This is a genomic window from Phyllobacterium sp. GQ127 (assembly GCF_059758635.1).
Genome location: NZ_JCAXDZ010000004.1, coordinates 152,528 through 164,267 on the forward strand (window position 1 = coordinate 152,528; position 11,740 = coordinate 164,267).

Annotated in this window: 12 protein-coding genes; 10 read left to right on the forward strand and 2 right to left on the reverse strand. The window is 52.3% G+C overall.

Features of this window, described 5'->3' with window-relative positions; all coding sequences use genetic code 11:
* Positions 1-134: 134 nt before the first annotated feature.
* The 7 genes from motA to AC6CHM_RS16420 are packed head-to-tail and all read left to right on the forward strand — an operon-like array spanning position 135 to position 5,418.
* Positions 135-1,007, forward strand: coding sequence for a flagellar motor stator protein MotA (motA, locus tag AC6CHM_RS16390; RefSeq protein ID WP_115055114.1), 873 nt, complete (start codon positions 135-137; stop codon positions 1,005-1,007).
* Positions 1,008-1,016: 9 nt separating this feature from the next.
* Complete coding sequence (locus AC6CHM_RS16395) at positions 1,017-1,952, forward strand: FliM/FliN family flagellar motor switch protein (RefSeq protein ID WP_498173755.1); 936 nt, start codon at positions 1,017-1,019, stop codon at positions 1,950-1,952.
* Positions 1,933-2,445 carry a BAB2_0123 family type IV secretion system effector gene (locus tag AC6CHM_RS16400; RefSeq protein WP_115054971.1) on the forward strand — a complete coding sequence of 171 codons (513 nt, stop codon included), beginning with the start codon at positions 1,933-1,935 and terminating at the stop codon, positions 2,443-2,445. Before AC6CHM_RS16395 ends, AC6CHM_RS16400 begins: the two co-directional genes overlap by 20 nt.
* 30 nt (positions 2,446-2,475) lie before the next feature.
* Positions 2,476-2,829 (forward strand): flagellar motor switch protein FliN, encoded by a 354-nt coding sequence (fliN, locus tag AC6CHM_RS16405; protein ID WP_336441437.1) that lies wholly within the window; start codon positions 2,476-2,478, stop codon positions 2,827-2,829.
* Between the two features lie 10 nt (positions 2,830-2,839).
* A complete protein-coding gene (locus AC6CHM_RS16410; RefSeq protein ID WP_115054969.1) occupies positions 2,840-3,868 on the forward strand; it encodes a flagellar motor switch protein FliG in 1,029 nt (342 codons plus the stop codon).
* Between the two features lie 17 nt (positions 3,869-3,885).
* Positions 3,886-4,950 (forward strand): flagellar biosynthesis protein FlhB, encoded by a 1,065-nt coding sequence (gene flhB / locus AC6CHM_RS16415; RefSeq protein ID WP_336441435.1) that lies wholly within the window; start codon positions 3,886-3,888, stop codon positions 4,948-4,950.
* Between the two features lie 27 nt (positions 4,951-4,977).
* Positions 4,978-5,418: a BspJ family T4SS effector nucleomodulin gene (locus tag AC6CHM_RS16420; RefSeq protein WP_115054967.1), complete on the forward strand. Its 441-nt coding sequence runs from the start codon at positions 4,978-4,980 to the stop codon at positions 5,416-5,418.
* On the opposite strand, the gene AC6CHM_RS16425 is transcribed toward AC6CHM_RS16420, so the two are convergent.
* Complete coding sequence (locus AC6CHM_RS16425) at positions 5,415-6,206, reverse strand: helix-turn-helix transcriptional regulator (protein WP_498173756.1); 792 nt, start codon at positions 6,204-6,206, stop codon at positions 5,415-5,417. The two genes, AC6CHM_RS16420 and AC6CHM_RS16425, sit on opposite strands and share 4 nt — an antisense overlap.
* A gap of 253 nt (positions 6,207-6,459) precedes the next feature.
* Here AC6CHM_RS16425 and AC6CHM_RS16430 point away from each other — a divergent pair, with 253 nt between their 5' ends.
* Entirely contained in the window at positions 6,460-7,614 is a 1,155-nt protein-coding gene (locus tag AC6CHM_RS16430; protein ID WP_498173757.1) for a DUF3095 domain-containing protein, read from the forward strand.
* Between the two features lie 35 nt (positions 7,615-7,649).
* Here AC6CHM_RS16430 and AC6CHM_RS16435 read toward each other — a convergent pair whose 3' ends face one another.
* A complete protein-coding gene (locus AC6CHM_RS16435; protein WP_498173758.1) occupies positions 7,650-8,987 on the reverse strand; it encodes a nucleotide sugar dehydrogenase in 1,338 nt (445 codons plus the stop codon).
* 366 nt (positions 8,988-9,353) lie between these two features.
* Between AC6CHM_RS16435 and AC6CHM_RS16440 the strand changes: the two genes are divergently transcribed.
* Together AC6CHM_RS16440 and AC6CHM_RS16445 are read left to right on the forward strand one after the other, a co-directional pair.
* Positions 9,354-10,700: an adenylate/guanylate cyclase domain-containing protein gene (locus AC6CHM_RS16440; protein ID WP_115054963.1), complete on the forward strand. Its 1,347-nt coding sequence runs from the start codon at positions 9,354-9,356 to the stop codon at positions 10,698-10,700.
* Positions 10,697-11,656 (forward strand): polysaccharide lyase family 20 protein, encoded by a 960-nt coding sequence (locus AC6CHM_RS16445; protein WP_435530243.1) that lies wholly within the window; start codon positions 10,697-10,699, stop codon positions 11,654-11,656. Before AC6CHM_RS16440 ends, AC6CHM_RS16445 begins: the two co-directional genes overlap by 4 nt.
* Positions 11,657-11,740: the final 84 nt, after the last annotated feature.

Below are 11,740 nucleotides of genomic sequence, written 5' to 3' on the forward strand. Positions count from 1 at the left end.
GCTGAGCCTCCTTGTCTTACTACAAAAGGAAGACATGCAGCTGCTCTTTGAAATCAAACTCCGTTCAGGCTGCAAGGTTCACGCAAGCCGACCTTGATAGCTCTGGAACACTGGCGAACATGCAGGAGCAGGTTTTGGGTATTCTGATCGGACTGGTCGTAACAATGGGTTGTCTGCTTGGTGGCTTTATCGCCATGGGCGGGCACGTTGGCGTTCTGATGCAGCCATGGGAATTTGTGATTATCGGCGGTTCCGCACTCGGCACTTTCCTAGTGGCCAATCCCTTCTCGGCAGTCAAGGATTCCGGTCGCGCCTGCATGGAGGCATTCACCAACAAGGTGCCAAAGCAGCGTGACTATCTCGATGTGCTCGGTGTTCTTTATGCCCTGATGCGCGAATTGCGCGCAAAATCGCGTAATGAGGTGGAAGTTCATATCGATAATCCGAATGAATCGACAATTTTCCAGGCATTTCCGAGCGTTCTCAAGAACCATGACCTGACGCATTTTATCTGCGACTATTGCCGCCTGATCATCATCGGCAATGCGCGTTCGCATGAAATCGAAGCTCTGATGGATGAAGAAATTCACACCATTTCACGTGATAAGCTCAAGCCTTATCATGCAATGGTCAGCGTGTCGGAGGGATTGCCTGCCCTTGGCATCGTCGCCGCTGTTCTTGGCGTCATCAAAGCCATGGGCGCGCTCAATGAGTCGCCTGAAATTCTTGGACATCTCATCGGCGCAGCACTTGTCGGGACCTTCGCGGGCATCTTCCTGTCCTACGGTGTCGTGGGGCCGATCGCCACCAAGATCAAGACAACGCGCGAGAAGCAAAACAGGCTTTACATCATCGTAAAGCAGACATTGCTGGCATATATGAATGGTGCTCTGCCCCAAATCGCGCTCGAATATGGCCGCAAGACTATTTCCGCCTATGATCGTCCATCCATTGACGTTGTGGAGCAGGAAACTCTCTCCCCAACGCCCCTGCAGCAAGCGGCTTAAGGTTCTGTGATGGAGGTCGAGGCCGAGCAAAAAAAACCTGACGCGCTGGCGGATAGTATCCTGCGGGCGGCGGGGCTTTCTGTCGATGATCTGAAATCATTCGAAACGGTATTCCGCGATTTGGCTTCGACATTTGGCGCAAGGATTTCCGCGCAAACCGATGCAGCCGTCACCGCTGAGTTCCTTAATATTCGTTCCCTCGAGAAAGAAGCCGTGACCGATGCAGTCCAGGGTTCGGCCTTGGTGGGAACGGTTTCCGTGCCCAAATGGGGCTCAAGAATCCTGCTGGCCGCCGACCGGAGCTTTGTCGACTGTGGAATTGAGGCTCTCTTCGGTTCTGGCGGAAGTTCCGAGATGGCGACGACGATTAGGCCTTTCACATCAGTGGACATGGGAATCGCACGGCAGACTTTCAGCGATATCACATCCTCGCTCGATCATATGTTCTCCGGCGGCGATCCGCTTTTCCAGATGGGCGAACTTAGCGAAGCTGTGCACCTTGCGCCGGGCACCGTTTCCGAGGCCCGAATGATTGCCTGCACTATCGGCTTGAATGTAACGGGCCGCTCCGGTCACGTCTCCATTCTGTTGCCGCGCTCCGCTTTCCGGCCGATGCAGGACGCAATCGCCCGCTTGTTGCGGCAGCCCGCACATCATCTTGATCCCAGCTGGGCAAAGAAGCTGCGACTGGAAGTCAGCCGCGCGCATATCGAGGTCGAGGCCTATTTGCAGCAAGGTTCAATGACTCTTGAGCAACTCGCTTTACTGCGCCCGGGACAAATTCTGCACTTACCCAAGGACGCAATTGATCAAGTCCGTCTGCGCAGTGGCGATCAGGCCCTTTACAAATGCCGTCTCGGCAAGGCGGGAAGCGTATTCACTGTTCGCATCACCGATCCCGTCAACGAAGAAGAGGACCTCCTTGATGAGCTTGCTGCTGGTTAATCTGATCTCACTGGGTTTGAGTGCCATTTCCTTGATCGTATTTTTTGCGGCGCTGCGCAAAGCGAGCAGACTGACAGCAATGAGCCGGCTGATGGCAAATCAGGTAGCAAGCTCTGCAAACAATCTTCAAAAAGCCTTGGCAATCCTTCAGGCAGAGCGGGAGATCTGCCGGGACGAAAGCATACGGCTTGAAGCGCGCCTGAAAGATTCTGATCGTGTGCGCTCTGAAATGGCCCGCGCAATGGAGCTTATAAAGCGAGCGCGGCTGGATCTGAATGAAGATGCACTTGTTGCCGCTGCCATGCAGCAACCGGCAGCTACGTCACACGTAGCTCCACCGGAAGTCAAAATCAGTTCCATCAATCACTTTATGACAGATCAGCTCAAATCTGTAACGCCAACGCAAGTTGCTCCGTTCGAACCAGCGCGCCCCTTGCCAGTTTTTGTCAATCGTATCGTTCGTGCCAGCGACGTTGCTGGCGCCGTTCTTTAAACCTACTCCGCACTCGGGATCATTCGCATCATGGCCATATCCGACAAGAACTCGATCGAAGACGAACTGAACGAGGCCATCGAAGACCTCAAGCGCGACGAGCCGCAACCGGCCCGGAAACCGGCCGGATCCAAGCCCAATATCGACCTGATCATGGGTATCCCAGTTGACGTGCAGGTTGTTCTGGGAAGTACGTCCATGCCGGTCGCAAATCTGATGAAGCTCGGACGTGGTTCTGTCGTGACACTAGACAAGCAAATCGGCGATCCGGTCGATATTGTCGTCAATGGCCGCGTTATCGCCCGCGGTGAAGTGATCGTCCTTGAAGATGACAGCTCAAGGTTTGGCGTCAGCCTGACCGAAGTCATCGGCAGCGGCAATTAAGCGTGGCGAGATGAGCGATCACGCAACCGAAGAGGCATCAAGCGCCATCCAGGATTTGTCAGGACCTGAAAAAGTGGCGGCATTGCTCGTCGCCATCGGACGGCCATCCGCGTCCCGCCTCCTCAAGCATTTCACAGCGGATGATTTGCGTTCACTGGCGGTACACGCTCGCAAGCTCGAACCCATCACGCCCAGCGACTTCGAAGAACTGGTAAAGCAGTTCGAGAATGCATTTGCCGACGGTGCGCCGGTATCCGAAGCCGGGATGCGCTTTGAGGGCCTGCTGCGCGAATCCCTCACCGCCGATGAAGCAAGTGCCGTTATCGAAAACCGCCGGCCCGAACTTTTGGCTCAGGAGTCCGTTTGGGATCAATTACCGCGAATTCCCGCCGAGATCTTGCACGCCTATCTTGTTAATCAGCATCCGCAGGTCACAGCCTATGTGATTTCCCGCCTGCCATCCGATATCGCAGCAAAGTTGCTTATCCGTTTTTCACCAACGACGCGCAGCGCCTTGATCCAGCGCACGTTGCATATCCGCAAAGTTGCCCCAGCTGTCTCCGCCATGCTCGAAGCCATTCTTCAACGTGAGGTAACAGGAAAAGACAATACGGCTTCCGAAAAGAGCCATCACGGCACGATCGCGAATATTATCAATCAGCTGGAAAAATCCGAGATCGACGAACTGCTTGGAGATCTGACGGATCTCGGTGCGGACGACCTTGCAAAGATCAAGGCGAAATTGTTCACCTTCGAGGATATTGCCCGTCTGTCGCAACGCTCGAGACTTGTTCTGTTCGATGACATTCAGACCGATGTTGTTACCACAGCCTTGCATGGTTGCGAGCCGCAGCTCCAGGAACTCATTCTTCAGTCGCTATCGACACGCGGGCGCCGCATGGTTGAGACAGAACTCTCCAGCCCGAACAATATCAATGCCAATGCTGTAACGGAGGCCAGGCGCTCTATCGCACGTACCGCAATTGCTTTGGCTGAACGCGGCGATCTTCGCCTTGAGCCCGAGCAGGTCGGACCTTAACGGAGCAGTCCTGCTAGATGTCAGACGAGACCGACAAAGAGAGCAAAACCGAGGAGGCGACTGAAAAGAAAATCAGCGATGCAATGGAGAAAGGCAACCTGCCCTTCTCTCGCGAAGCACCCATCCTTGCCTCGATCATCGCGCTTATCATCATTCTGGTGTTTGTAGCGATACCAAGCGGCGCAAAACTCTCATCCTTCCTTTCTGAACTCTTTGACAAATCAGATGACTGGCATTTGAACAGCGCAGATGATGCGCGGCAGTTGTTCGGAATAATTGGAGCAGCCGTCGGTCTTGCGCTGCTTCCCATTATGATCCTGATCCCCGGTGCGGGCATCCTTGCATCGGTTCTGCAAAACGCTCCGCGAATTGTTTTCAACCGTATCGAGCCACAAGCGTCGAGGGTGTCGCCCGCCAAAGGCTGGTCGCGTATTTTCGGGTCTGCCGGACGCGTTGAGTTTCTGAAATCAACCTTCAAATTTGCCGCGGCCAGCATCATTGTTTTCATGATCTTTTTTCGCGACAGCCATTTTTTTGTTGATGCCATAATCACTGAACCCGGGCAGCTTCCGGAGCTTATCAGGGCCCATATAACCCGCCTGCTTTCCTCGATAGCGATCGCAGTAACTGTGCTGGCAGCATTCGACATTGCCTGGTCGCGCATTCACTGGCGCAATGAACTGCGCATGACACGACAAGAGATCAAGGACGAACACAAGCAGGCTGAAGGCGATCCTTTGCTCAAGTCACGGTTGAGATCCCTCAGCCGCGATCGCGCGCGGCAGCGGATGATTGCGTCAGTTCCGACCGCCACTCTCATCGTCGCAAATCCGACACACTTCTCGGTTGCTCTTCGCTATAATCCGGCAAAGGATCCCGCTCCCGTCGTTGTCGCCAAGGGTCAGGACATCATCGCACTAAAGATAAGAGAAGTTGCAGAGGCAAATGATGTGCCGATTTTCGAGAATGTCCTGTTAGCACGTTCACTCTACAAACAGGTGCAGGTTAATAATGTAATCGCGCCGGAATTCTACAAGGCTGTCGCCGAACTTATTCAATTTGTTAATACCCGCCGAAAATAGTATAATTATCGATAGTCGGATGAATATATGAAAAAAACCCAGTATTCCGCGACACGCGTCGAGATTCTAGAGCGGCATCTGACGGAGGTTATCAAAGACCTTCTGCTCGTTGACGTGGCCGACTATATTGCCTTCATCCGCTGTGAGCTTTTCGGCAATATTGCCGACATCGTAAACTCGGCCACCGAGTTGACCTTTTATCCCAATACGCTGACTTTCGGGCACGGAGGTGAGTATCACCTCGACTGGAACTCGACGCCCACGGTGACACTTGATCTGGAATTCAGCAACATGGGCGTCAATGCATATTTTCGCTTGATCCTCTCAGCCCATTCCACTGAAATTGACCTTCATCATTTGCGTTTTGCTGAAACGGGCCGAAGCCCGGCGGAAAACACGGCTTTGCTTGAAGCAGCTTTTGCAGATGCCCATTTGCCTCAATTCACAGCTTCCGAGAGCACCGACTAGAACCTGTTTGCGATAACAGGCATTTCGATAACGCCCAATGCCAAAGCAGTTGCTACGGTTGAGGTGCGATTGGCGCAACCAAGCTTGTTCTTTGCATTTTGCAAGTACGTCACTACCGTCCAGCGCGCGATGTCAAGAATTTCGCCGATTTCGCCGTCCGTCTTTCCATTGGCAGCCCAATAGAGGCAATCCAGTTCTCGTTTTGTCAGCAGCTTGGCAACAACGGCAGCAAGGACCGGATTGCGATTTCCGTGGAGCGCGGTGTGCAGACGCGATGAACATGCAACAAGGTGTTGGCGCATCCGCTCGATGAAGCCCGCCTGTTCAGATTTGCCGACGTTGAACGTAAATTCTGTAATCCCTTTGAAGCCGTGGGGATTGGAAGCACCTACTGCAAGAAACAGGCTACCAGTGTTTCGCATCTCGCGGTCCCAAAAGTATTTTTCTACCTCGGATGACAAGGCGACTTCATCTGCCAGATTTCGTATGCTTCCTGCTGCCTGGGCAGGGCGCCGAGGCATAACCACGGCATCAAGCAGCGGATCCAACTTGTAATAACCTTTTGCCGAATAGCGCATCGCCCAGCTGAAAGGCAGGGTTGTGGTAACAGAAACGTCTGGAGTTGAGCCCTTGTTGGGAGCGGTCTGGTTGGAGTAGCCGATATGGGTTATGTGGAGACAATCCAACTGCTCCCGGATATCAATCAGCATCTCGAGCACATCTCTCTTGGCAGAGATACCGAAAAATCCTTCCTGAAAATCCGGGAAATGGGCTAAATCAAAATGCATCGGATAACAAACTAGTCCCCCTGCGGGCACGATATGCCGACATGTTATTAGCACTCTCAAGGAATGGCTCGATTTGATGGGCAAGAATCGGCAGCAGTTATATCGTTGCATACCGTTCACGGGACACACAAGCCGCGAACAATTGTATTTTCAACTTTTCACATATTTAACAGGCACTGCCGTTATTGTGCATTGAGCAGCCCGATGGATAAGTGTGCATCGCCTGCACAATCGGCCTGTGTTACTGTCGCTTATGACGACTGAAAAGAACGACAATTTTTTTGAGACATTGCCTGTTTTCGAGCAATTTGAAGGCGTTGCGGACAACGCCAATTACAAGGCGCTGCCCGCTGACTGGGTGTTGGCCACTGCAGACATAGTGGGTTCAACCGAAGCCATAAAACAGGGACGCTACAAGGCCGTCAACGTGGCGGGCGCAAGCGTCATATCGGCTCTCCTCAACGCATTAGGGAAGCAAAACCATCCATTTATATTCGGAGGCGATGGAGCTTTGGTTGCTCTTCCTGCTTCAGAGGAGCTGGAGGCTCGCAAAGCACTTGCGGCAGTACAAGCCTGGGTGGCGGATGAATTGCAGTTGAACCTGAGAGCGGCCATTGTTCCAATGGCGGCGGTGCGCGCTCAAGGTCTGGATGTACGCGTGGCCAGATTTAAAGTCAGCTCGGAGCTCTCTTATGCGATGTTCGCCGGCGGAGGAGCAAGTTGGGCTGAAGCTCAAATGAAAGCGGGTAAATTTCTGATCAAACCAGCGCCCTCGGGCTCGCGTCCTGATCTGACTGGCCTGTCCTGCCGTTGGAATCCGGTCCGCGCCCACAACGGTGAGATTGTTTCCATTATTGCAGTGCCCGGGGCATCGGGAGCAGACGCCCGCTTCCAGCAATTGGTGGCTGATGTTGTTGCCATAGCTGCCGAGCAGGCGCGCGGCGCCCACCCAATTCCGGAAGAAGGACCACAGATTGAATTCACATTGCAGGGCATCAGTACCGAGGCAAGGGCAACTGCTCCGGCTGGGAAAAGGCTCTATAAAAAGTTTGCCATTTTCGCTCAGATCGGACTGACGATAATGCTGGAAAAACTGGGTCTGACAGCCGGTGGATTTGATCCCAAAGCGTATAAGCGCGAACTGGTTCAAAATTCTGATTTCCGCAAGTTCGATGATGGACTCAAGATGACCATCGACATTGATGCTGCGCGGTTGACACGTATTGAAGAGCGGCTGGAAGAAGCAGCCAAAGAGGGAATCTGTCAGTACGGTTTACACAGGCAAAGCTCGGCTTTGATAACCTGTCTGGTTCCCACGCCGCTGGCGCATGACCATATCCACTTCATCGACGGTGCCTCTGGCGGTTATGCAATGGCTGCAAGCAACCTTAAAGCCAAACTCGTCTGAGGGTGACGCGGCTTGGCTGTTGGGCACGGTAGCACTTATGATTTTATTATATGGTCTGCCATGAGCCCACGTTTCGTGAAAATATTGCGAGTATCAACGATTAACGGTGACCATGCGGCTATTGATGCATAATCAATGCAATCATGATCTGTCGAAATCAAAACCGCATCGTAAGACTGGACAGTTTCCTTTGTAAGATCGATTGATTGTCGACCTTTCAAAGCCATATATTCCCTCGTCGTGGGAATTTCAGCGACATATGGATCGTGATAATCGGCAGTGCCGCCACGCTCGTGGATAATTTCCATCAGTCGTAATGAGGGGCTTTCGCGGATATCGGGAACATTTTTCTTGTACGCCAAACCAATGATCAGGATGCGCGAACGGCTGAGGGCTTTCCCCTCACGGATATCCAGTGCTTCCGACAATTTGCTGATCACATAACGCGGCATAGCCGAGTTTATTTCGCCTGCAAGCTCAATGAATCGCGTCGGCAATTCATATTCCCGCGATTTCCAGGTCAGGTAAAAAGGGTCGATGGGAATACAATGCCCCCCAAGGCCGGGCCCAGGGTAAAATGGCATATAGCCAAAGGGCTTTGTCTTTGCGGCTTCGATCACTTCCCAGATGTCGATCCCCATTGCAGCGTAAAGTGTCTTAAGTTCATTGACCAACGCTATATTCACGGCCCGGAAAATGTTCTCTGTGAGTTTTACTGCTTCAGCCGTCGCATTGGATGAGACGGGCACAACAGTCTTGACGGCTTGCCCATAGAAGGCCTGCATCAACTCACTGGCTTCAGCACCATCGCCAGCAACGATCTTTGGAATGCTGGACGTATCAAAGTCGCGATTGCCCGGATCTTCCCTTTCTGGCGAAAACCCTAGAAAAAAGTCCTGACCTGACTTCAACCCGGTCTTTTCCAGAATGGTTTTGACAATATCGTCCGTTGTGCCGGGATAAGTCGTCGACTCCAACACTATAAGCTGACCCCTTCGAAGCGTGGCTGCAATTGAACGGCTCGTTGCCTCAACATAAGAAAGATCAGGGTCCCGATGTTTTGTCAGGGGCGTCGGAACGCAGATGACAATCACGTCACATGACGCGAGTTGCCCGAAATCATCCGAAGAACGGAATCTTCCCGCTGAAGTCTCTTTGGCTAGATCGGCATTGCTAACCGCTTCGATATAGGAATTTCCGGCGTCCAACGCGATAATTTTTGCCGGGTCGACATCAAACCCAGTTACGTGGAATCCGCTGCGTGCAAGCGTAATCGCCAGGGGGAGTCCAACATATCCAAGTCCGATTACTCCGGCTTTTGCCTGTTGTGTCAGGAGTTTTTGCGAAAGGTCGGTAAAAGCAGTATTGGTCACGTGATATTCCAGTCTTATCTGGCCTGCGCCTTCGTTCGTAGATGGCTGCTATACGGATAGCTGTCAAGCGACCGCAACCTCATCACTTACGTCACAATCAAGTGACAACGCCCTATTGTTTCAGATTGGGGAAATGCCCATCTAACCAATGTCAATGTAATTAATTAGAGGGCGCCTGTCTGTTTACCTGCGAAAGTCCAGCGTAATTGGCGGATCGACCTCACAGGTGGATTGTTTGCCAGCGTTGACACTGCATCCGGATTCACTCATCCTGTTGTTATTATTCTCCTGTTCGAGCGTAGTTGACACGTTCGACAAATGGCATACGCGGAAAATGGACGTAGCTCGAATTTGTAAGGACGAGGGATGAGCGCGACCCAAGCGGATATTTCCACAATTCTTCTCGACAAGGTGGCAGACTGGGTTACAGAGTCAGCATTGGCTGGAGACAGCCTTGAAGTAATCGTGCGCGGATTTTGCGAGCGCATTGCAGCGGCGGGCTTACCAATAGCCCGCGTCAATCTTTCCTTTTCAATGCTTCACCCCCTTTACGACGCTCTCGGTTTTACCTGGAAGCGTTCAAGCGGCATGACTGTGGAAGGTTACCGCCATAATCCTGGTGAAAAACCCGAACGGTTTCTTCTCAGCCCTTATTTCTATTTGCTCAGCAACAATCTTGAGCATCTGCGGCGGCGCATTGATCTTGATGGGCCATCGGAGTTCCCGGTTCTAGATGAACTCAGACTTGAAGGCATGACTGACTATCTTGCGTTTTTGCAGTCCTTTGGCGGCCAATCGACCCAAGGCATGATGGGATCGTGGGCAACTGATTCCAGTGAAGGCTTCAGCGACCCAATGATTGCCAAACTCTTGCGTTTGCAGAACCATCTTGCTGTTGCGGCAAAAATGGCCGTTCTGGGAAAACTCGCCGACAATATGTTGACCACTTACCTTGGTGGTAATGCTGGCAAGCGCGTTCTCAATGGCCAGATTCGCCGGGGTGATGGCGAGACTATTCGCGCCGCCTTGGTCATGGGCGACATGCGTCAATCAACAGTGCTCGCAGAAAAAGAAGGGCGGCAGGCCTATATTGATACCCTCAACCATTTCTTTGATGCGATCGCCGCGCCCTTCAACCGTGGTGGCGGCGAGATTTTGAGTTTTATGGGCGATGGATTTCTTGCCGTCTATCCTTGCGGCAGGCACAAGGACCCTTCCAAAGTCGCGTGTCAGTCCGCCCTGTCTGCTGTTTCCAAGGCTCAAGCACGCGTTGCCGAACTCAACATCATGCGGCAGCAAGAAGGCCTCAGCGCCATCAAATATGGAATTGGACTGCATGTCGGCAATGTCATGTTCGGGAATGTCGGATTGAAGGACAGGCTGACATTCTCGGCTTTCGGATCGGCCGTAAATGAGGTGCAAAGACTTCAAAGCCTAACAAAGAAATATGACCGCGAAGTCGTCGCCAGCCAGGCATTTGCCACATATTGTGGAGGCGATTGGACCACTCTTGGCGAGGAAAAATTGCGTGGTGTTGGTCAGAAGGTAACGGTTCTATTGCCGAAACCTGCAGGACAGACCGCGCAGCTTGACGATGCCTATGACGAAATAACTTATGATGGACTTTCGGAAGCCGAACAGGTCATGCTACTTCACAGAGATGCCAAGTCTACTCCGCCCAAACGTCCCCTCTTAGAGAAATTCATGCAATGACAGGAAGATACGTCGCTATGGCTTTTCTTGCGGCAGCTTTGAGTGCAACGGGTGCGGCAGCAGAACCCATAGGCGACGTTCTGATTGATGGTTTCGACGGGAAAGATTTCTCCCCCGCAGGTGGGCTTTATTACCGCCAGAACTTTGAACAGCAGGCTGGTAAAGTCGAGTTTCAATCCGAGATAAAGCAGACCGGTGCTGGGGCACTGAAGTTAAGCGTAAAGCCGTTTTGCCCCAAGGTGCGAAAAAACTGCAGCGAGCGTGCTGAAGTCTGGGAGAAAACCCAGCATCGCGTCCCCTATGACCAAGGCGTCTGGTATGGGTTCGCGGTAAAATTTGCCGATCCGATCCCGAAAGATGATCATCGCTATCTGATCGCGCAGTGGAAAAGGGAAATTGGGCCGGAAGCTGTGGGTGATTTCAGCCCATTTTTGGCATTACGTCTCAATCATGGAAAACTTTTTGCGACGATTGAAACCAATTATATCGCGCCAACAAAGGCAGCAGGCCCAAGCACTGTAAAGGCTTGCAGCGACAAACAGACGCCGGTTTGGTATCGACCTGATACCAATCAGATGCGTGCGCTTATCGCCACTGATGATAAATGGACCCCGCAAGACGGCAAGCAGTTCAACAGTTGCACTGATGCCATTGTTGTAACCGACAGGGGCAACAAGCTGCCTACGCCGGATTCGGGCTGGATTGATTTTGCCATATATACAAAACCAGGCCCGGACGGATCCGGCCATGTCGAGATTTTTGCCAATAATAAATGGATCGTGACCGTCAAAGGAAACATAGGCCACGGAGACAAAGGGCTAGGCGATAATCAATATTTCAAGTTTGGCCCGTATCGCGCGGCCGACAAAACTGAATGGGCGCTTTATTTCGACAATTTCCGCCGCTCCCCGCGCTGTTCCGATGTTCTTGATGCTTCCGTCTGTCCTGTACCGTAAACAAGAGTATGTATTTGATCTACATGGGCAATCGCCATTCAACCAACTGGACTCGGACAAGAGCGTAAGCTAGTCTCGTTCCAG